The sequence below is a fragment of the Acidaminococcus fermentans genome, assembly GCF_009696675.1.
Classification (GTDB): Bacteria; Bacillota; Negativicutes; order Acidaminococcales; family Acidaminococcaceae; genus Acidaminococcus.
In genome coordinates this window covers 115,876-135,872 of record NZ_VULN01000002.1, presented here as the reverse complement: position 1 = coordinate 135,872, position 19,997 = coordinate 115,876, and the positions used below count along the sequence as shown (strand labels likewise).

General features: G+C 55.1%; 15 protein-coding genes. 5 read left to right on the top strand and 10 right to left on the bottom strand.

All coding sequences use genetic code 11. The annotated features are described in order from the left end of the window. Positions 1-96 precede the first annotated feature (96 nt). The gene (locus FX155_RS01845) at positions 97-1,725 is read right to left on the bottom strand and encodes an FG-GAP repeat protein (protein WP_154487615.1); all 1,629 of its coding nucleotides are present in this window, start codon (positions 1,723-1,725) and stop codon (positions 97-99) included. A 215-nt stretch (positions 1,726-1,940) separates the two neighbouring features. On the opposite strand from FX155_RS01845, the gene FX155_RS01840 reads away from it, so the two are divergent. Next, complete coding sequence (locus FX155_RS01840; protein WP_022486786.1) at positions 1,941-3,356, top strand: FAD-binding oxidoreductase; 1,416 nt, start codon at positions 1,941-1,943, stop codon at positions 3,354-3,356. A 105-nt stretch (positions 3,357-3,461) separates the two neighbouring features. On the opposite strand, the gene hutH is transcribed toward FX155_RS01840, so the two are convergent. From hutH to FX155_RS01820, 4 genes are all read right to left on the bottom strand, one after another. After that, positions 3,462-5,021 (bottom strand): histidine ammonia-lyase, encoded by a 1,560-nt coding sequence (gene hutH / locus FX155_RS01835; RefSeq protein ID WP_154487613.1) that lies wholly within the window; start codon positions 5,019-5,021, stop codon positions 3,462-3,464. Positions 5,022-5,089: 68 nt separating this feature from the next. Then, complete coding sequence (locus FX155_RS01830; protein WP_154487611.1) at positions 5,090-6,394, bottom strand: Na+/H+ antiporter family protein; 1,305 nt, start codon at positions 6,392-6,394, stop codon at positions 5,090-5,092. A gap of 252 nt (positions 6,395-6,646) precedes the next feature. After that, entirely contained in the window at positions 6,647-8,176 is a 1,530-nt protein-coding gene (locus FX155_RS01825; RefSeq protein ID WP_022486782.1) for an HAL/PAL/TAL family ammonia-lyase, read from the bottom strand. Between the two features lie 4 nt (positions 8,177-8,180). Then, positions 8,181-9,779, bottom strand: a complete 1,599-nt coding sequence (locus FX155_RS01820; protein ID WP_022486781.1) for a BCCT family transporter — start codon at positions 9,777-9,779, stop codon at positions 8,181-8,183. Positions 9,780-10,053: 274 nt separating this feature from the next. Between FX155_RS01820 and FX155_RS01815 the strand changes: the two genes are divergently transcribed. Then, positions 10,054-11,502: a sigma-54 interaction domain-containing protein gene (locus FX155_RS01815; RefSeq protein WP_154487609.1), complete on the top strand. Its 1,449-nt coding sequence runs from the start codon at positions 10,054-10,056 to the stop codon at positions 11,500-11,502. 82 nt (positions 11,503-11,584) lie between these two features. On the opposite strand, the gene FX155_RS01810 is transcribed toward FX155_RS01815, so the two are convergent. The 3 genes from FX155_RS01810 to ftcD are packed head-to-tail and all read right to left on the bottom strand — an operon-like array spanning position 11,585 to position 14,828. Further along, positions 11,585-12,205 carry a cyclodeaminase/cyclohydrolase family protein gene (locus tag FX155_RS01810; RefSeq protein WP_022486779.1) on the bottom strand — a complete coding sequence of 207 codons (621 nt, stop codon included), beginning with the start codon at positions 12,203-12,205 and terminating at the stop codon, positions 11,585-11,587. Positions 12,206-12,224: 19 nt separating this feature from the next. Further along, a complete protein-coding gene (locus FX155_RS01805; RefSeq protein ID WP_106787907.1) occupies positions 12,225-13,895 on the bottom strand; it encodes a formate--tetrahydrofolate ligase in 1,671 nt (556 codons plus the stop codon). A 27-nt stretch (positions 13,896-13,922) separates the two neighbouring features. After that, a complete protein-coding gene (ftcD, locus tag FX155_RS01800; RefSeq protein ID WP_022486777.1) occupies positions 13,923-14,828 on the bottom strand; it encodes a glutamate formimidoyltransferase in 906 nt (301 codons plus the stop codon). Positions 14,829-15,027: 199 nt separating this feature from the next. Between ftcD and FX155_RS01795 the strand changes: the two genes are divergently transcribed. Beyond that, the gene (locus FX155_RS01795) at positions 15,028-15,591 is read left to right on the top strand and encodes a HutD family protein (RefSeq protein ID WP_022486776.1); all 564 of its coding nucleotides are present in this window, start codon (positions 15,028-15,030) and stop codon (positions 15,589-15,591) included. An 89-nt stretch (positions 15,592-15,680) separates the two neighbouring features. On the opposite strand, the gene glyA is transcribed toward FX155_RS01795, so the two are convergent. Both glyA and FX155_RS01785 read right to left on the bottom strand, forming a co-directional pair. After that, positions 15,681-17,009, bottom strand: a complete 1,329-nt coding sequence (gene glyA / locus FX155_RS01790) for a serine hydroxymethyltransferase (protein ID WP_022486775.1) — start codon at positions 17,007-17,009, stop codon at positions 15,681-15,683. Between the two features lie 147 nt (positions 17,010-17,156). Further along, complete coding sequence (locus FX155_RS01785) at positions 17,157-17,495, bottom strand: DUF3870 domain-containing protein (protein WP_106787911.1); 339 nt, start codon at positions 17,493-17,495, stop codon at positions 17,157-17,159. Positions 17,496-17,844: 349 nt separating this feature from the next. Between FX155_RS01785 and FX155_RS01780 the strand changes: the two genes are divergently transcribed. Continuing rightward, positions 17,845-18,735, top strand: coding sequence for a bifunctional 5,10-methylenetetrahydrofolate dehydrogenase/5,10-methenyltetrahydrofolate cyclohydrolase (locus tag FX155_RS01780; protein WP_022486773.1), 891 nt, complete (start codon positions 17,845-17,847; stop codon positions 18,733-18,735). A 58-nt stretch (positions 18,736-18,793) separates the two neighbouring features. Then, positions 18,794-19,993, top strand: coding sequence for a sodium/glutamate symporter (gltS, locus tag FX155_RS01775; protein ID WP_022486772.1), 1,200 nt, complete (start codon positions 18,794-18,796; stop codon positions 19,991-19,993). Positions 19,994-19,997 lie beyond the last annotated feature (4 nt).

Sequence of the window (19,997 nt, the reverse complement as noted above, 5' to 3'; positions counted from 1 at the left end):
CTAAAATCCTGCCCTTGCGGGCATGTACTGCAATCGTGAAACAGTTATAGAAAACCTTGTATATTATATCGTATGCAATTTCCAGATTCAAACCTGTTATTTAGAGGTTTTTTCTTTATTTTCTACGTTTTTTACTTCTTTTTTCACGTTTTCTTCATTTGACTGGCTAGTCAAAAATACTTCCCCGGGACGGTTTTTCGTCAGGAACGGCAGGACCTTTTCCGCCTCCAGATCGTATTCCTTCTGGTCACCGTACAAAAGGCCCAGAGCCTCTCCATCGAAGTAATAGCCAGTCACGTCTTCCGGCTTCAGCAGCAGTCCGCCGGCGGCTGTTTCCTTTTCCACCATCCGCCAGAATTTTCCCCAGGGCCGGATCATGTCCTTCAGGGCCACTTCCTCTCCGGTATCCATATTGAAGTTCCAGCACCGGGTAATGGCCTGGCTCTTGTCCCGTTCCGTCAGGAGCCCCAGGACCATAATGCTGGCATAGTGCCGGCCGCTGTATTTCACATCATAATCCAGGTTCAGCCGGGTGCCGATGGACACGTTCTTCAGCTGATTCCGGACAAAGGATTCGATGCCATGGTTCAGTTTCCAGGCCAGTTTCCCATCCAGCTTCTGGAAGTGGGGATATTCCACCGCCCCGTTTTCCGCCGGCACCTTCAGGGAAACGATTTCGTAGCCGCTTTCTCCGGTGACCTTGTCTCCGCTGGTATAGGTGGGTTTGGTGTACAGCTCCGCCTGGAACCCCACGTTCCTGGGTTCCCAGCCTCCGGCCCGGTATTCCCACACAATCCGTACATAGCCCAGGGGGTCCGCGTTCAGCACCCCCAGCACCTTCTGGATGGTGATCACTTCATCCACCCCGTCCCCGTTCACGTCCAGGGCACTGAGCTGACTCAGGTTTTGGATATAGGGCCGCAGGCCGGATTCTTTCAGGCTGCCGTCCTCATTGTACACGTTCAGGTTCCGGTAGGCGTCCTTCTCCCCGGAAAGATCCAGCACCATGTCCTGTTTCAGATCCGGGAAGGACAGGCTGGCCCGGTAATCCGGCAGATAAGTGCCCACCATGGACACCCCCCGGTTCTCTTCCTGGCCGAACACCTCCTGGAGCTTCCCGTCGATCACATCCAGGATCCGGTAGGAGACCATCCCGCCGGAGCCGCCGCTGGGCGCAGCAATGATCACGTCCGGATACCCGTCTCCAGTCACATCCGCAAGGGTCAGGTAGGCATTGTAGCCTCCCAGGTTCTGAGGCCGGTAGTAGTATTTCACCCGGTTGGCCCCGGCAGCGCCGGTTTCCCGGACGATCAGGTACATATCCCCCATGTAGCTGGATTTATCCACCAGGGGATTCCCCATAAGATCCACCACTTCCTCCACGCCATCTCCGTCAATATCCCCGATGGCTTCGCTGAGCAGCTGACCCCGCTGGAGGGAAAAGTCCACTTCTCGGGTCCGGCGCAGATCATCGGCTTTTTGGACCGGATTGACACTGTCCTTCCCGGCTGCTTCCATCCCCGGCTTTTGGGTTCCGGTCTTGGCCGGTCCCTTTTTGTCAGCCAGAGCCGTTTCTCCGGAGCCGGCAGCCGGTTCCGTTCCGTCTGTCTGAGCAAAAGTCCGCAGGTCATGCACCGGTGCTGCTGCATCTGCCACTACCGGCAGGCAGAGACTTCCTGCCAGGGCCAGGCTGAGTATGATTTTTTTCCCGATTGGTTGTTCCATGGTCCACCCACACTTACCCTTTCCATCATGTTTTATAGTTCATTATACTATAGGTTTCCCCTTTTCGTCTGCTTTCTCTGAAAAGATTCTGTATCCGGTGGATGGATAAGTTTTCACGGATTACCAAATATTAAGAAAGTTCTTTACAGTCCGTAAGAAATTGATTATACTATCCCCATGTTTCTTTTTATAGAACCGAAGGGGGAGCTTGTACAATGATCGAATACAATCCGATTACACCGGATGTGCTGGAAGCACTCCGTGAAATTTCTGGAAAACGGGTGATCACCGGCGAAGACATCAACCCGGACTACACCCATGATGATATGCCCATTTACGGCATCGGCATGCCGGAAGCCACCATCGATGTGGAAAGCACCGAAGAAATCGCCGCCATTATGAAGCTGTGCAACGAACATCACATCCCGGTCACCGTCCGGGGCGCCGGCACCGGCCTGGCAGGCGGAGCCACTCCGGTCCAGCGGGGCCTGGTGCTGTGCACCTCCCGGATGAACCAGATCCTGGGCTATGACGAAAAGAACATGAACGTGCGGGTACAGCCCGGGGTCCTGCTGGACACCCTGTCCAAGGACGCCCTGGCCCACGGGATGTTCTATCCCCCGGATCCGGGCGAAAAATTCGCCACCCTGGGAGGCAACGTGTCCACCAACGCCGGAGGCATGCGGGCCGTAAAATACGGCACCACCCGGGATTACGTCCAAGCCATGACCGTGGTCCTGCCCACCGGGAAAGTGATCCATCTGGGGGCTCCCGTCTCCAAGACCTCTTCCGGCTACAGCCTGCTGAACCTGATCATCGGCTCTGAAGGCACTCTGGGGATCATTACGGAACTGACCCTGAAACTGATTGCCCCGCCCAAATGCCATGTAACCCTGATCGTTCCCTTTGCGGAACTGGCTGACGGCATCGGTGCCGTGCCGGCCATCAAACATTCCGGCCTGGATCCCCAGACCCTGGAATTCTTCGAAAAGGAAATCCTGGAATCTTCCGAAGCCTACATGGGCAAAAGCGTCTTCCCGAAAGAAGTGGAAGGCCAGGAAGTGGGTGCCTATCTCCTGGTGACCCTGGATTCCAACGACCGGGACCTGCTGGACAAACAGGTGGAAGAAGCGGCAGAAATGCTCCTGGAAGCCGGTGCCCTGGATGTGCTGGTGGCAGATACTCCCATGTTCCTGGAAAAGACCTGGGCAGCCCGTTCCTCCTTCCTGGAAGGCATCGAAGAACAGTTCAAGCTGCTGGATGAATGTGACGTGGTGGTCCCTGTATCCAAGATCCCGGATTTTGTCCTGTACATCAAGGAAATCCAGGGAGACTTCCCCTTCGAAGTGAAGATGTTCGGCCATGCCGGGGACGGCAACCTGCACATCTACACCTGTGCCAACGACATGGATCTGATGGAATTCAAGAAATCCGTGGAACAGTTCATGCATCTGCTGTACGCCAAATGCACGGAACTGGGCGGCCAGATTTCCGGGGAACACGGCATCGGCTTCGGCAAGGTCCAGTTCCTGGCAGAAAACCTGGGCGACACCACCATTTCCCTGATGCAGGGCATCAAGGAAGTCTTCGACCCCAACCTGATCCTGAACCCCAACAAAGTCTGCTTCTGATTTTTGCAGCCAAAAGACTGCCGCAGCCGCGGCAGTCTTTTTTTGTGCATAAAATGGAGGCTGTTGCAAAAGCAACAGCCTCCAGAGGGATGGTTATGGGATTTCTCAGAAGAACTTCAGGTCCACCTTGTCCTCTACTGCATCCAGGATACCGCCTTCCTGGACCAGGTTGGTGATCTTTTCCAGTTCTTTGAACATTTCGATGTCCTTGTCGTAGGCGATGAAATCGTTGGTCTTCCGGACTGCATCATAGGCAGCCTGAGTACCGGCGCCCAGTTTGAAGCCTTCCCCTTCCCGCAGGTCGATGGCCTGGCAGGCGGCCAGGATTTCCGTTGCCACCACCCGGCGTGCGTTGAAGGCGATTTCTCCGGCTTTCCGTGCGGCATGGGCACCCATGCTGACCAGGTCTTCCTGGTTTTCGCAGGAAGGAATGGAGTCCACAGAAGCAGGATGGGCCAGGACCTTGTTTTCGCTGACCAGAGCGGCTGCCGCATACTGGGTGATCATGAAGCCGGAGTTCAGGCCGGAATGTTTCACCAGGAAGGAGGGGAATCCGCTCAGGGAGTTGTTGATCAGCCGTTCCAGACGGCGTTCAGAAACGTTGGCGATTTCGGAGATCCCGATGCCCAGGAAGTCGAAGGGCAGAGCCATGGGTTCGCCGTGGAAGTTCCCGCCGGAGATCACGTCACCATCCGGCAGCACAATGGGGTTGTCAGTGGCCGCATTGATTTCAATGTCCACTTTGTCCTTCACAAAGCCCAGGGCATCCTTGCTGGCCCCGTGGATCTGGGGTACGCAGCGCAGGCAGTAGGCATCCTGCACCTTCAGCTGGCCCTGATGGGTCACATAGGTACTGCCGGCCAGCAGGTTCCGCATGTTGTAGGCGGTATCCAGCTGCCCTCTGTGGGGGCGGATCACATGGAGCCGTTCGTCATAGGCATCGATGATGCCCCGCTGGGCTTCTACGGACAGGGCGGCGGCAATGTCGCTCTGTTTCAGCAGGGACATGCCTTCCCACAGGGCAAACACGCCCATGGCGGTCAGGATCGGGGTGCCGTTGATGAGAGCCAGCCCTTCCTTGGCTTCCAGATGGATAATGGGGATGCCGGCTCTTTCCATGGCTTCCTTGCCGGGCATTACCGTGCCCTGGTATTCCGCATCACCCAGCCCCAGCATGGGCAGGACCATGTGGGCCAGAGGCGCCAGGTCACCGGAAGCCCCCAGGGAACCTTTTTCCGGAATGTAGGGATGGACACCTTTGTTGATCATATCCACCAGGGTCTGCAGGGTGGACAGCCGGATGCCGGAATAGCCTTTCACCAGGGCGTTGGCCCGGATGGTCATGGCAGCCCGGGTCACTTCCCGGCTGAGAGGTTTCCCATAGCCGCAGGAATGGGTACGGATCAGGTTTTCCTGGAGCTGGGCACAGTCATCTTTGGAGATGTGGACCCGGCACAGGGAGCCGAACCCGGTGGTAACCCCGTAAACCACACGGTCACTGTTGACGATATCATCGATAAGAGCCCGGGAAGCCTTGATCCGGTCCACAGCATCAGGATCGAAGCTCAGCTTGGCATTGTACCGGCTGACGGCGATCAGCTGTTCCAGGGTCAGGTCATTCCCGTTCAGTACGACTTCTTTAATGGCTTTTACATCTTTCAGCATGTGATTTTCCTCCTTACAAGTGAATTCCATAGAAAGGGGCTGCCTGGCAGCCCCTGATTGTTATCCAGTCAGCCCAGGATCATGGCGCCGATCAGGCCGCCGATGAACAGGGTCACATCGAAGAAAATGAAGGTGGGTACGCAGGTATCCCAGATATGGTTGTGCTGTCCGTCCGCGTTAAGCCCCGAGGTGGGTCCCAAAGTGGAGTCGGAAGCAGGAGAACCGGCATCCCCCAGTGCTGCGGCGATCCCGATCAGCAGGATGATGGAAGGGATGCTGAAGCCCAGTTTCAGGCCCATGGGGATGTAGATGGAAGCCACCACAGGGATGGTCCCGAAGGAAGTGCCGATGCCCATGGTGATCAGCAGGCCCACGGCCAGCATCAGGAAGGCGCCGCTGAATTTGGTGTTGATTACAGCCGTGGTGGCCATAACCAGGGATTCCACAGAATGGGTTTCCCGGAGCACATTGGCATAACCGGCAGCCACCAGCATAACGAAGGCGATGAAGCCCATCATCTTGACGCCGCCATCCACCATTTCATCCATCTTGTTCCATTTGATGGAACCAGTAACCAGCATCACCAGCAGGCCGCACATGGCGCCGATGGGCAGGGATTTGAAGTACAGCTGGGCCACAAAGGCGGCTACGGCACCGGCCAGGGCTTTCCAGCAGTCCGCGTTCATTTCCGTTTCCCCGGCTTTTTCATCCTGGCCCATAATGGGCAGGTCCTTGTATTCCCGGTCACGGCTGTAGAAAATGGTGGAAAGGATCAGGCCCACCAACATAGAGGCACCGCCGATCCACATAACGGAAGAAATGTCACTGATGGAAACCATTACGTTGTTGGCCACCATCTGATCCTTGATGATGGTCATGAACAGCAGCCCGAACCCTACAGGAAGGGATACGTACGGGGCTTTCAGTCCGAAGGTCAGTGCGCAGGCAACCGCTCTCCGGTCCAGTTTCATATGGTTCATTACCACCAGCAGAGGGGGAATCAGGATAGGGATGAATGCAATATGTACCGGGATCAGGTTCTGGGAGAAGCAGGCCACGAAAGCGATCAGGAATACAAAGGCTGTTTTTTTCGTCCCTACCACCTTGGTGATTTTCCGTGCTGCAATGTCTGCCAGGCCGGACCGTCCGATGGCCACTGCCAGGGTCCCCAGCAGGATGTAGCTGAGAGCGGTTTCCGAGTTGCCGCCCATCCCGCCGATCAGGATGCTCACCGTTTTGTCAATGGCCAGGCCGCCGGTGGCTCCGGCTACAATGGCTGCCACCAGGATGGCGAACAGGACGTTCATCTTGAGCAGGCACAAGACGGACATGACAATTACGGAGACGACGATGGGGTTGGTTAAGATTTCCATACATTGATCACTCCTTTTCTATTCACTTTTCCGTTTGCGGGGATTCCTGCGCAATCCCCTTTGTCTTACGGATTTATTGTACTGTAAAAAAGTCAGAAGAATGTCAAATATTTTTCACTCGGGACACGATTTTGAATTTTCTTTTTATTGTATACAGTATACTTTGTCGTTTTTATTCCAGTATTGCACTAAAGCAGGGGACGTTTTATGGACAAAAAGAAGGTGCTGCAGGCAACGAGCAGCACCTTCTTTTTACACCAGCTTCTTCCCCATTCCTTCTTCCGCCCAACGAAGGATGCTTCCGTCGTGGATCTTTTTCTTCAGGAACTCGATATGGGGATACAGGTACATGTCCTCTTTCATTTCCGGCACTGTTTGGGCGATTTCCTCCAGCACCTGCCGGCTGGCGCTGCTCCGCCGGAGGCTTCCGTCCACAAAGGGCTGGACCTCGTAGACGGACAGCAGCTCAATGGCCAGGATGTATTCCAGTTTCTCCGCCACTTTCAGGGATTTCAGGGACGCATTGTATCCCATGGCCACATAATCTTCCTGGTTCCCGCAGGTAGGCGTGTTGTCAATCACCGCAGGAGTACACAGGATCCGCATCTGGTTCAGCAGCCCCGCCTGGGTGTACTGGGGAATCATCACCCCGGAATTGAGCCCCGGATTCTGGATCAGGAACCAGGGGTACCCGGACAGATTTCCGTCAATGAGCCGGTTGTTCCGCCGTTCGGACATTTTGGCCATCATGGTGGCCGCCATACAGGACGAATCCATGGCGATCCCCACATAGGCGGAATCCGCATTGCAGGCGGAGATTACGTCCTCGTTCCCGGGCTCCGGCCACAGGATGGGATTGTCGCAGCAGGCATTCATTTCGATTTCCAGGGTTCTCCTGGCATCTTCCAGGGTTTTCCGGGCCGCCCCGTGGAGCTGGGGGATGCACCGGAGAGACAGGGCATCCTGTACTCTTTTCCCCTGGGCAGCGGCAATCACCTGGGAATCCGCCAGCAGGTTCCGGACGTTTTCCGCCGCTTTGGCCTGGTCCGGATGGGGCCGGACGGCCATGACCCGGGGATCGAAGGCATTCATGACCCCCTGGAGGATCTCCAGGCTCATGGCCCCCACCACATCGGCGGTCCGGGCCGCCTGGAGCAGATCATAAAGACCGATGGCTCCCAGGGCCGTGGGAGACGTGGTGCCGGACACCAGGGCCAGCCCTTCCTTGGAAGCCAGGGTAAGGGGCTCCAGTCCCGCCTGTGCCAGGGCGTCCCGGCCTTCCAGCAGTTTCCCCTGATACCAAGCTTTTCCCCGTCCGGTGATCACCAGGGCCATGTGGGCCTCCGGGCTCAGGTATCCCACGCTGCCGTCTCCAGGAGCCCAGGGCGTCACTCCCCGGTTCAGGAACTGCCGGACCTGTTCCAGCACTTCCAGACGGACCCCGCTGTATCCCTGGCCCAGATTCTGGAGCATCATCAAAAGGGTTCCCCGGACCGCTTCTTCCGGCAGAGGTTCCCCTACGGACACGGAATGGGACAGGATGATGTTCTCCTGGAGCTGGGCAGTTTCTTCCCTGCTGATGGCTTTGGTGCACAGGGCCCCGAAACCGGTGGTGACCCCGTACATGACTTTTTCTTCTTCCACCCATTTTTCCACCAGGGCCCGGGACCGGTTCACCCGTTCACAATACCCGGGAGAAAATTCCACCGGAGCATGGAACCGGGCCACGGCCATAAAATCTTCCAGATTGATTTTCGGTCCAAGGATAATTGTCTCAGCCATGGTGTCACTTCCCTTCCGGTGTCTCGATCAGATCTTCACTGTCCACAATGTCCTTTTTGGTTTCTTTTTCCATAAAGAACACCTTCACTGCAGCTGCCACCTGAAGGATAAAGATGGCCAGCACCACAAAGCCGCCGCAGGCCGCCAGGAATTTCACCCCGTCGACTCCCTGTTCCCCGCCGCCGAAGGCCACCATGATGGCGGCAATGGCACCGATGGAGACCCCCCAGACCACTTTCTGCCAGAGAGCCGGTTCTTCATCATGGCTGGCTCCTTTGGTGCACAGAGCTGCAATGGTGGTGGACATGGTGTCCGCAGTAGTGGAGAAAGCGGCGATCAGGGTGATGATGATCACCGGGATCAGCACGCCCCCAAAAGGAATGGCCTGGAGGAAGGTCCAGATCCCGGATACCGCGCCCCCGGCCTTGATGGCCTGGACAATATCCACACGGCCGTCCATCTGCCACTGGAGAGCTGTGCCGCCCCAGACGGAGAACCACACCAGACCGAACACTGCCGGCAGGATCCAGTTGATCAGCAGGAACTGTTTGATGGTGCGCCCGTAAGCGATCATGGCAAAGAAAATCCCCATGAGGGGTGCATAGGCGATCCAGATGGCCCAGTCATACATGGTCCACCAGGTGACCAGAGCTTTCCCTTCCGCCAGGTAGGGATCCAGGGCCCAGGTCCAGAACCGGTCCAGCCAGTAGCCCATCCCCACATTGGTGATGTTCAGGATGTACACGGTGGGCCCGATGATGATTAAAAGGATCAGCAGGGCATAGAAGATCTTGGTGGTCAGGTTGGCCAGCCATTTGATCCCTTTGTCGATACCCATGACGGAGGCAACTGTAAAGGTGGCGGTGATGACGGCCGTCAGGATGAACCAGACCACCGGCCCCTGTTTGATTCCGTAGGCAGCCGTAAGCCCGGTGCCCACCAGAGCCAGCCCGGCACCCAGGGAAGCCGCTAGCCCCAGGGCGATGGCCAGCACCGACAGAGTGTCAATGGCTGCCCGCCAGAAGCCTTTGGTCACCCGTTCCCCGAAGAGAGGAGTCAGGGACGCGGCTACGGACAGTTCCTTCTTCCGGTTGTAATACATGTAGGCAATGATCACACCGCTTAGGGCATACATGGCATAAGGAATAAAAGTCCAGTTGTAGAAACACCGTGCCATGGCGAAGAAAGAGGCTTCCGGCGTAAAGGGAGCAATGCCCGTTTCCTTCAGTTCCCCGTAGATGCTGCCGTAATAGATCAACGGTTCATTGACCCCGTAGGTGATCAGCCCGGTGGCAATGCCTCCGGTCAGGGTCATGGCAAACCAGGCACCGAAGGAGAATTTGGCTTTGGCGTTGGGTCCGCCGAACCGGATCTTCCCCAGAGGAGAAAAGGCCAGCAGGGTGATCAGGATCAGGGTGCCCAGGGCCACCCACTGATACAGCCAGCCAAAGGTTTCCAGGGACCAGCCGAATATGGCCTGGGTCACCTTTGTCAGCCAGGCGTTGTTCACCACCCCCAGGATGGCGGCTCCGCCGATGATCAGGAAACAGGGGACGAAGACATCCCAGCGGATGCCCTTTTTGTCGGTTGTCTGCGCATTCATTGCAATCCCTCCCAGATTCTGCAGTTGTGGCTGCGTTTGTTGATTTCTGTCTTTTTATTATGCAAATTGGATACCAGTTCCTCTGTTTTCCGGAAAAATCTCCTATGTATACTGCATACTTTTTCTTCTCACCCTGTTTTATTTCATTTACAACAAATTTCTGCCTTTCTGAAGCAGATTTCTCTTGCCTTTGCCCTGGGAAACAGGCATAATGAAAAGAGAAATGCAAAATCATTCTGCATCTGCAAAATTTTTCTGCGCATAAAAGGAGGGCATGATGACATCTTATATCCATTTTCTGGAAAAAGCCCTGGACCTTTTGGATGAAGCAGTCTACATTTATTCTCCTCTGGGGAAAGCCATTTTCATGAACCGGAAGGCCCGGCAGATGATGGGTGTGCCGGAAAACAGTCCGTATCGGGGAGAAGCTCTGCTGTCCGTGGTCAATGTGACTTCAGAAGAAAGCACCACCCTGTCCTGCATCCGGGAACAGAAAGAGATCCGGAACCGGCTCTGCCGGTACAAAACCATGGACGGAAAGGAACACTACACTTTCAACACCGCCCATCCGGTCTTTGAGAACAGGACTTTGACGGCGGCCATCGACTTTGAAGAAGACGTGTTTCTCTTGGACAAACGGCGGCAGCTGCTGGAACAGCTCCAGAACCGGGCCCAGAACCTGGCCCTGGCTCAGGGACAGGAAAAGAAAAAGCGCAGCTATGACCTGGAGGATTTCATTGGAGAAGCTCCATCCGTGCAGGAACTGAAAAAGACGGTCCGAAAGGTGGCTCCCCAGGACAGCAACATCATGATCTACGGAGAGACGGGCACCGGCAAGGAAATCCTGGCTCAAAGCATCCACCAGCTGAGCCGCCGGAAAGACAAGCCCCTGGTGGTGTTCAACTGCGCCGCCGTTCCCGAAAGCCTCATTGAAAGCATCCTGTTCGGTACCGTAGCCGGGGCCTATACCGGTTCCACCAACCGGAAAGGTCTGCTGGAAACCGCCCATGAAGGGACCCTGTTCCTGGACGAACTGAATTCCATGAGTCCGGCCATGCAGGCCAAGCTTCTCCGGGTACTCCAGGAAGGTGTTTTCCGCCGGGTGGGAGAGACCCGGGAACGGGAAGTGGATGTGCGGGTGATCTCCACCTGCAACAAGGACCCCTTCCAGCTGGTCCGGGCCGGCCGGCTTCGGGAAGACCTGTTTTACCGGCTGGCCACCATGGTGCTCCAGATTCCCCCGCTCCGGGATCGGATCGATGATCTGGAAGCCCTGTGCCATTTCTACCTCCGCCGCTGCGCCAGCCGCTATGCCTATCCCCTTACCCATATTGCCCCCAAAGCCCTGTGGCAGCTGCAGCAGTACAGCTGGCCGGGAAATGTCCGGGAGCTGTTCCATGTACTGGACTATGCCATGAACCTGGCGGAAGGCAACGAGCTCACCGATGACCTGCTTCCGGACTTTATCCGTGCCCCCTGGACGGCCCCCTCCCTCAGGGAGACCAGCCGGAAGAGATCCGCCCTGCCCCGGTCCGGGCGCCAGGACCCGCCTCCGGATATGCCGGGCCGTACCCTGGCGGAAAAAATGGCCAGCTACGAAATGTACCTATTGGAGGAAACCCTCCGCCGGAACCAGGGGAACATTACCCGCAGCGCCAAAGAGCTGGGGATCCAGCGTCAAAATCTCCAGTACCGGATCAGGAAATACGGGATCGAGGTGTAAAAAAAGGGTGTGGAAAGATCCACACCCCCGGCCGCGGCCCGCGACCCAAAAGGGACTGTTGCCTGTGCAACAGCCCCTTTTCTTACAGCTTCACCTTGCCCAGCAGTGCCTGTTCTCTGGCATCCACATCGGCTTCGATTTCAGCCATTCTCTTTTTCAGATCTTCCACGAACAGAGCATCCTTGATGCTGCCCAGGTTGATCTTTACGTTCAGGAAGGCTCCCCGTACGGCAGCCCGTGCATTCATGGCCGCCACTGCCCCATCGGTGATGGCGTTCTGGTTGCCTTTGGTGATCACGGTTTCTGCCAGAGCAAACAGCTCGTTGGCTTTCTGGCCCACCTTGAAGGGCACCAGGGCTGCGCCCTTGGTGGCTTCCTGGATGGCCGCGCTCCGGGCTTTCTTGGCTTCGTCCGTATCCTTCGGCAGCTTGAAGGCTGCCATGATTTTATTGAAAGCGTTGCTGTCCTCATCAATGAGGGCCAGGAAATCATCTTTCAGGGCCGTGGCTTTGGCCGCCACATCCTTCATGTCCCCTTCCACAGCCGCATACTTTTCCTTGCCCAGGGTCAGGTTGGCCACCATCGCGATCAGGGCGGCGGAAGAAGAAGCGTTCAGGGCTGCAATGCTGCCCCCTCCGGGAGCCGGAGAAGACGAGGCCGTTTCATTGATGAATCCTTCCACTGTCAGTTTGCGTAATTCCATAGGATCCTTTCCTCCCTGCTCAGAACAGGCCGTAGATCTTGCCGTTGTTGTCGATGTCCATCTTCAGGGCCGCCGGTTTCTTGGGCAGGCCGGGCATTACCATGATGTTGCTGGTCTGGCAGACAATGAACCCTGCCCCGTTGGATACCCGCACATCCTGGACATTGATCTTGAACCCTTTGGGAGCGCCCAGGAGAGCCGGATTGTCACTGAGGGAATACTGGGTCTTGGCCACGCACACCGGCAGTTTGTCCAGTCCCCAGTCTTCCAGCTGTTTGATCTGTTTCTTGGCATTGGGGGTAAAGGTCACTCCGTCACCGCCATAGATCTTGGTCACAATGGCCTTCAGCTTGTTGGGGATGGTATCGTTCACATCGTACAGTTCCACTTTTTCCGGAGCCTGTTCTTCCAGCATGGCCACCAGTTTGTTGGCCATGTCGATGCCGCCTTCGCCGCCTTTTTCCCAGCATTCGTTCAGGCTGACTTCCACTCCGTAGCTGGCGCATTTCTGGAGCAGCATGTCGATTTCCGCCGGAGTATCCGTGGCGAACTTGTTGATGGCCACCAGGACCGGCAGCCCGAAGGTCCGCATGTTTTCCACCTGTTTGGCCAGGTTGGAGAACCCGTCGCTGACAGCCTGGACATTTTCCTGGCTCAGATCAGCCTTGGCGACGCCCCCGTGCATCTTCAGGGCACGGATGGTGGCAACCAGCACCACTGCATCCGGATAGATGTTGCCGTAATGGCATTTGATGTCCATGAATTTTTCAGCACCCAGGTCAGCACCGAAGCCGGCTTCCGTAATGGCAATGTCGCCCAGTTTCAGGGCCATCTTGGTGGCCAGGAGGGAGTTGCACCCGTGGGCGATGTTGGCAAAAGGCCCCCCGTGGATAATGGCCGGAGTGTGTTCCAGGGTCTGGACCAGGTTCGGTTTGATGGCATCCTTCATGAGCATGGCCATGGCCCCTTCGCAGCCCAGCTGGTGTACATGGACCGGATTCCCGTCCAGGTCGCAGCCGATGACGATCCGGCCGAACCGGGCTTTCAGGTCTTCCAGGTCTTTGGCCAGGCACAGGATGGCCATGATTTCAGAAGCCACGGTAATGGTGAAGGCATCCTGACGGGGGAACCCGCAGACTTTGCCCCCCAGGCCCACCACCACGTTCCGCAGGGCACGGTCGTTCATGTCCATGACCCGGCGCCAGGTGATCTGACGGGCATCCAGCCGCAGTTCGTTGCCGTGATGGATGTGGTTGTCGATCATAGCGGACAGCAGGTTGTTGGCTGCAGTAATGGCATGCATGTCTCCGGTGAAATGGAGGTTGATGTCATCCATGGGAACCACCTGGGCATAACCGCCGCCGGCAGCCCCGCCCTTGATCCCGAACACAGGTCCCAGGGACGGTTCACGAAGGGCCACCACAGCCTTTTTGCCCACCCGGTTCAGAGCCTGGGCCAGGCCGATGCTGGTGGTGGATTTTCCTTCCCCGGCAGGGGTAGGGGTAATGGCAGTGACCAGCACCAGTTTCCCGTTGGGTTTGTTTTCCAGACGTTTCAGCACATCCAGAGAAATTTTTCCTTTGTAATGACCGTACTGTTCCAGTTCTTCCGGCAGGATCCCCACTTTGTCAGCAATCTTGCTGATGGGTTCCATCACATTCTTTTGCGCAATCTCGATATCGCTCAGCATCGAATTTCCTCCTTGTGGACCGACTTGTTACTCTTCCAGTTCCAGCAGCCGTTTTTCCAGGATTTCGTCCAGGTTGAAGTTTTCAATCTGCAGATAATATTCTGCAGCCATCAGCAGGGCCTTCATGGGAACGGTCCCGATGACTTCGCTGCCCACCACATTGACGCCGTACCGGCGGGCTTCCATCTTGATCATTTCAAAAGCCTGGTACACAGCGGATTTTTCGTAGTTCACCAAGTTCATGGAAACCTGTACCTGGTTCCGTTCTTCCAGTTTCACGCCCATGGCCTTTACATAGTGGAGACCGCCGCCGATGTTCCGGACTTTCCGGGCAATGGCATCGGCTACCGCTTTGTCGCTGCAGTCCAGGTTCACGTTGAAGGCCACCAGAGGCACCCGGGCGCCTACAGCGGAACAGCCGGATTTTTCGTTCATGACGGCAGGGCCGTAATCCGGTTTCCATTCCGGATCCTTGATCTTTTCAAAGAAGCCTTCGTACTGGCCTTTCCGTACTGCAGCCAGGTTCCGGCGGGCTTCCTTGGTGCAGGCATCTTCATACAGATACACAGGGATGCCCATTTCCCCATAAGCCTTGCCCACAGCATTGGCAATGGCCACGCATTCGTCCATGGTCACGCCCATCACCGGAGTGAAGGGAACCACGTCCACGGCACCGAACCGGGGATGAGCCCCATGGTGGGTCCGCATATCGATCAGCTGGATGGCAACTTTGGCCATGTTGATGGCTGCTTCCGTAACCGCTTCAGGAGAACCGATGATGGTGACGACAGAACGGTTGTGGTCAGCATCGCTGGAGTAATCCAGGATCTTCAGCCCTTTGATCTTGCGGGCTTCGTCAACGATCTTTTCAACCTTTTCCTTATCCCGGCCTTCACTGAAATTCGGAACAAATTCAACCAATTTTTTCGCCATAATGGCACCTCCATCAGACAGTTATAGTTTGGTAACAGCTGAAAGGCATCTTTATGCCCCTGTTTGCTATTATAGTATGAATTCTTCGCCTAAAAAACGTCTGAAATCAATTTTTTCCGATATTTTTATTTTTTGACACTTTCTGGACGTTCTTTCCCTAGGATGAAACTGGAAAAGACTCTTGCAATGAGGTGATACTATGGACATCCTGAAACTGTCCCGGGCCCAGGCGGTGACCACCCGCTGGTCCGGAGGCACCACCACGGAATTTTACATCGATCCCCCTGGCAGCGCCTATGCCCGACGGGATTTCGCCGTCCGGATCAGTTCCGCCACGGTGGATCTGGAAGCCTCGGATTTTACCCTGCTCCCTGATTACGACCGGATCATCCTGCCCCTGAAGGGTGGTTTTACCCTCACCTTCCCGGAAGACGGGAACCGGCAGGTGACCCTGGGGCCCCTGGAACAGGCTTCTTTTGACGGAGCCTGGCATACCCACTCCATGGGAAAAGCGGTGGATTTCAACGTGATGACCCGGAAAGGCCTGACGGCCCACTGCGAAAAGATCACTGGGAACAAGCCGCTCCAGCCCGCTCCCCGGCGTTTCGTCTACGTTCCCTTCTGGACGGAAGCCCAGCTGAAAGGCGCCACTCTGGACGGGAAGCCCCTAGAACCGGACACTCTCTATGTTCTTCCCCCGGAAGGGACCTGTGAGCTGGTCCTGCCGGAAGGGGTGGCCGTGTTGTATATTGTGGTGAAGTAAAAAGAGGTGCTGCCTGTGCAAAAACGCATACAGGCAGCACCTTCTTTTTGTCAGCGGTCATCGGCCGTTTATGCATCCTGACCTGATCCTTATTCAAAGGTTTCGTGACAGTACATGGCATCGAACTGGGCCCTGATTTTTTCCGGCATCCATTCACTGGAAAACATGGGATGGCTGACGGCCAGCTGACGGACTTCCTGCTTTACCTGTTCCAGCAACTCTTCATTGTCTTTGTTCTTCAACACCTTTCCCAGCAGCCGGCCGATTTCATACATCTCCTCTTCCTTTGCACCCCGGGTGGTCATGGTGGGAGAACCGATGCGCAGCCCACTGCCAAGACTGGGAGGCAGCGTATCATAGGGGATCATGTTCTTGTTGGTGATGATTCCCACGCTGGCCAGCAGTGTCTCCGCCAGCTGTCCATTGGCAATGACCGGCGTCACATCCAGCATAACCATGTGGGTATCCGTCCCGCCGGTAATCAGCCGCATCCCTTCATCCGCACAGCCTTTGGCCAGTGCCTTGGCATTTTTCACCACCTGATGGGCATAGGTCCGGAATTCCGGCTGCATCAGTTCCAAAAACAGCACGCCTCTGGCGGCCAGCATATCCCCTTTGGGCCCGCCCTGGATACGGGGAAAGACCCCTCTGTCGATTTTCTTCCCCAGAGCCTCTTTGCACAGGATCACTCCACAGCCCCGGGGCCCCCGGAGCGTTTTCTGGGTAGAGAATGTCACCACATCCGCATAGGGTACGGGACTGGGAATGGCACCGCCTGCAATGAGCCCGATATCGTGAGCACAGTCAACCCAGAAATAGGCCCCCACTTCGTCACAGATGGACCGGAATCCTGCATAGTCAATCATACGGGGATAAGAAGAAGCCCCGGTAACAATCAGTTTGGGATGATGTTCCAACGCCATCTGGCGAACCTGATCCATATCGATCCGTTCTGTTTCCCGGTTGACACCATAGTGAAGGGCATTGAACTCCCGCCCACTGTAATGGAATTTGGCTCCATGGCTTAAATGGCCTCCATTATCCAGAGTCAATCCTAAAAAAGTATCTCCTCTTTCCAGAAGACCGGTCAGTACGGCGCAATTGGCAATCGTCGCATTGCCAGACTGGATATTGGCATGTTCTGCCCCAAAGACTTTTTTGACTCTTTCCAAGGCCAGCAGTTCCGCCTGATCCGCCAGTTCACAGCCTCCCACGAACCGTTTTCCCGGATACCCTTCCGTATTTTTGTTGGTGAATACGGATCCTTCCAGGCAGGTGGACAACGGAGATGCCACATTCTCAGAGGCGATCAGGCCAATGGTTTCGAACTGCCTTTTTTCTTCTCTATGCAGCAGACTGGCCATTTCAGGATCGAAAATATCCAGCAGTTTTACAGCATCTTGTTTTACAGGTTTCATTTCAGGACTCCTTTCCAGCATGAGAGGTTGAGAACACAAGAAAAAAGAAGAACAATACAGCTGAAATCCAACAGCTGCCTGTTCTTCCCCAAGACAGTACTGAGAGGTCATCCCAGTCCCATTAAAAAAGAATCTGCAGAAGAGTGCTTATTTCGCCTGTGGGTACACCAGCAGAAAATGATTCTGGGCATCCTTGAAAGCGGTAATAACGGCTTTTTGTGACAGTGCCAGGAACCGTTTCTTTAAGATCAACGTAACGGCTTCCCCATCTGTCAGCAGATTGCGCCCTATCAGGATGTCTTTCAGGAACTCCACCGTATCCTGCATCACCATATTGGCACTGGCATTGAGGATCATCCCGGTGTGTCCATCGATGATCAGGCTCAGGCTGAACGTACCATACATGGCATTGATGGCGTCTTCCCGGGTAACTTTGGCCACCCCGGTCACAAAGACCGAATCTTCCGGATAGATACATTCTCTCATAGCTCTGCCCTCTTTTCAGGTACAAAAAAAGCCGACAAAAAGAAAACTCTTTTGTCAGCCTCCCATATGTCGGTTCCAGAAGGTTATCCTGCAACCCATATACTCGACGATTTAGGTGAATCATAGCATGGTCCGGCTATTCTGTCAAGAATATTTTGGAAAATCGATTTTTCAGAAAATACCACTTGCAGGATTCCTGTTTGCTGTGGTATAGTATAACAAATTTCAAACCCCTTATAGACAGGGTACTGAATCTCCTTCATTACCCTCTGTTTAGAAGGCCTGACCAACTGCACTGCAGCTGCCGTCAGGCTTTTTTATTTCCTGTCAGGCCAAGGAGGAATATCCAATGTCCAGATTACTGATTGGTAAAACCGTAAGCGCAGCCCTGCTGCCCTCTCTGCAGAACCAGGCTTCCCTGCTGAAAGAAAAAGGTGTGGAACCGGTCCTGGCCCTGATCCGGATTGGAAACCGGCTCAGTGATGTACGGTATCAGACCAGCATCCAGAAACGCTGCAGCAGCATCGGCATCACCTGCCGTCCCCAGATCCTTCCGGAAAACTGCCGACAGCAGGATCTGCTCCGTCTGATCCGCCAGGTCAATCAGGATATGTCCATTCACGGATGCCTGATTTTTCGTCCTTTCCCACCGGCTTTTGATGATGCTCTGATCCGGGCTTCTCTTGCCCCTGAAAAAGACGTGGACGGAATCACGGATGCATCTCTGGCCGGGCTTTTTACCGGAGCTCCCACCGGATATTCCCCCTGCACCGCCGCTGCCTGTATGGAAATCCTGGATCATTACGATATCCCTGTCAAAGGCAGGGATGTGGTGGTAATCGGATCCAGCCTGGTCATCGGCCGGCCTGTTGCCATGGAATTTCTGAAACGGGAAGCCACCGTCACCATCTGCCACATCCGGACAAAAGATGTGGGGAAGTACTGCCGGTCCGCTGACATCATCGTTTCCGCCGCCGGCTGCCGGAACCTGGTTACCGCCTCCATGGTCCGTCCAGGACAGACCCTCATCGATGTGGGCATCAACCCTGCAGAAAACGGGGGAATCTGCGGCGATGTGGATTTTTCCAACGTATCCCCTATTGTGGACGCCATCACCCCGGTTCCCGGCGGCGTCGGTTCCGTCACTACAGCCATACTGGCCCGGCATGTACTGGAAGCAGCTGAAAAAGCATCCAGACCGTTCCTGGTCCTTGGCCGCCCATCCCCTGAAAATGGATAAAAGAATGACGGCAGCAAAAAGACACTGTCCTTCCATCTCTTGAAAAGGAGGTATTACCATGACTATATCCCTGAATCTTTATCATACCATGGCTTTGGCCGTTATCGTATTCTATCTGGGATCCGTCCTGAAAAAGAGAATTGCATTTTTCCAGACATACTGTATTCCCAGTCCGGTAATCGGAGGAATTGTTTTTGCACTTCTCCAGTTTTCCCTTTTTGAACTCAACCTGCTGAATCTGACTCTGGACACCAGTCTTCAAAGTGTTTTCATGAATCTCTTTTTTACCAGTGTGGGGTTTTCCGCCAGCATTTCCATGGTTAAAAAAGGAGGTAAGACACTGATTGTCTTTATGGCGGTTGTAGCTGTTCTGATAGTTCTCCAGAATACGGCCGGTGCCCTGCTGTGTCACTTCTTCGGTCTTCCGCCTCTGCTGGGATTGGCGTTGGGTTCTCTGCCCCTGACAGGAGGCCATGGAACTTCTGCTGCTTTCGCTCCTCTGCTGGAAGACATGGGCATCAGCAATGCTTTAACAGTTGCCATTGCTGCAGCCACCTATGGCCTGATTGCAGGAAATCTCATTGGCAATCCGGTTGCCAGAAAACGCATTGTTTCTCTTCACCTGACAACCAGTTCTTCAGGTTTCAAGAACGAAGAAGCCAAAGCAGAACTGGAGAAAAACACGCATTTTCGACAAACGCTGGATCCAGAACGAGGGACCTGGGCCCTTGCTCTTTTATTCCTGGCCTCTGGAGCAGGCACCTTTATCACGTACTTTTTCAACCAGATCCACCTGACCATGGCCTCTTATGTAGGCTCCATGATTATCGGGATCCTGATCCGCAATATCAGTGACAGCCAGGGGCAGAATATTCCCGTCCCGGAAATCAGCACCATAGGTTCCATCTGTCTGAATTTCTTCCTGGCCCTGGCCATGATGGGGCTGAAACTCCAACAGCTGGCAGGGCTGGCTCTGCCCATGCTGGTGATTCTCCTGATCCAGACAGGCATTTGTGCCGCATTCTGTTATTTTATCACCTTTTCCTGCTGCGGACGGGATTATGATGCAGCTGTCCTGTCCTCCGGCCACTGCGGATTTGGTATGGGGGCCACCCCCAATGCCATGGCCAATATGGATTCCCTGACAAAGGTCTATGGTCCTTCGGAAAAGGCTTATCTGATCATTCCCATCTGCGGAGGATTTTTTACGGATATCGTAAACTCGCTGATCATCACCCTGTTCATGAATCTGCTGTAAGACA

What these genes read in the sequence shown, in the direction of transcription:
- FX155_RS01785 (WP_106787911.1), bottom strand. Translation starts at nt 17,495, where the DNA reads ATGAGAGAATGTATCTATCCGGAAGATTCGGTCTTTGTGACCGGGGTG.
- FX155_RS01805 (WP_106787907.1), bottom strand. Translation starts at nt 13,895, where the DNA reads ATGCTGAGCGATATCGAGATTGCGCAAAAGAATGTGATGGAACCCATC.
- FX155_RS01830 (WP_154487611.1), bottom strand. Translation starts at nt 6,394, where the DNA reads ATGGAAATCTTAACCAACCCCATCGTCGTCTCCGTAATTGTCATGTCC.
- FX155_RS01795 (WP_022486776.1), top strand. Translation starts at nt 15,028, where the DNA reads ATGGACATCCTGAAACTGTCCCGGGCCCAGGCGGTGACCACCCGCTGG.
- FX155_RS01825 (WP_022486782.1), bottom strand. Translation starts at nt 8,176, where the DNA reads ATGGCTGAGACAATTATCCTTGGACCGAAAATCAATCTGGAAGATTTT.
- FX155_RS01810 (WP_022486779.1), bottom strand. Translation starts at nt 12,205, where the DNA reads ATGGAATTACGCAAACTGACAGTGGAAGGATTCATCAATGAAACGGCC.
- ftcD (WP_022486777.1), bottom strand. Translation starts at nt 14,828, where the DNA reads ATGGCGAAAAAATTGGTTGAATTTGTTCCGAATTTCAGTGAAGGCCGG.
- FX155_RS01845 (WP_154487615.1), bottom strand. Translation starts at nt 1,725, where the DNA reads ATGGAACAACCAATCGGGAAAAAAATCATACTCAGCCTGGCCCTGGCA.
- gltS (WP_022486772.1), top strand. Translation starts at nt 18,794, where the DNA reads ATGACTATATCCCTGAATCTTTATCATACCATGGCTTTGGCCGTTATC.
- glyA (WP_022486775.1), bottom strand. Translation starts at nt 17,009, where the DNA reads ATGAAACCTGTAAAACAAGATGCTGTAAAACTGCTGGATATTTTCGAT.
- FX155_RS01780 (WP_022486773.1), top strand. Translation starts at nt 17,845, where the DNA reads ATGTCCAGATTACTGATTGGTAAAACCGTAAGCGCAGCCCTGCTGCCC.
- hutH (WP_154487613.1), bottom strand. Translation starts at nt 5,021, where the DNA reads ATGCTGAAAGATGTAAAAGCCATTAAAGAAGTCGTACTGAACGGGAAT.
- FX155_RS01815 (WP_154487609.1), top strand. Translation starts at nt 10,054, where the DNA reads ATGATGACATCTTATATCCATTTTCTGGAAAAAGCCCTGGACCTTTTG.
- FX155_RS01820 (WP_022486781.1), bottom strand. Translation starts at nt 9,779, where the DNA reads ATGAATGCGCAGACAACCGACAAAAAGGGCATCCGCTGGGATGTCTTC.
- FX155_RS01840 (WP_022486786.1), top strand. Translation starts at nt 1,941, where the DNA reads ATGATCGAATACAATCCGATTACACCGGATGTGCTGGAAGCACTCCGT.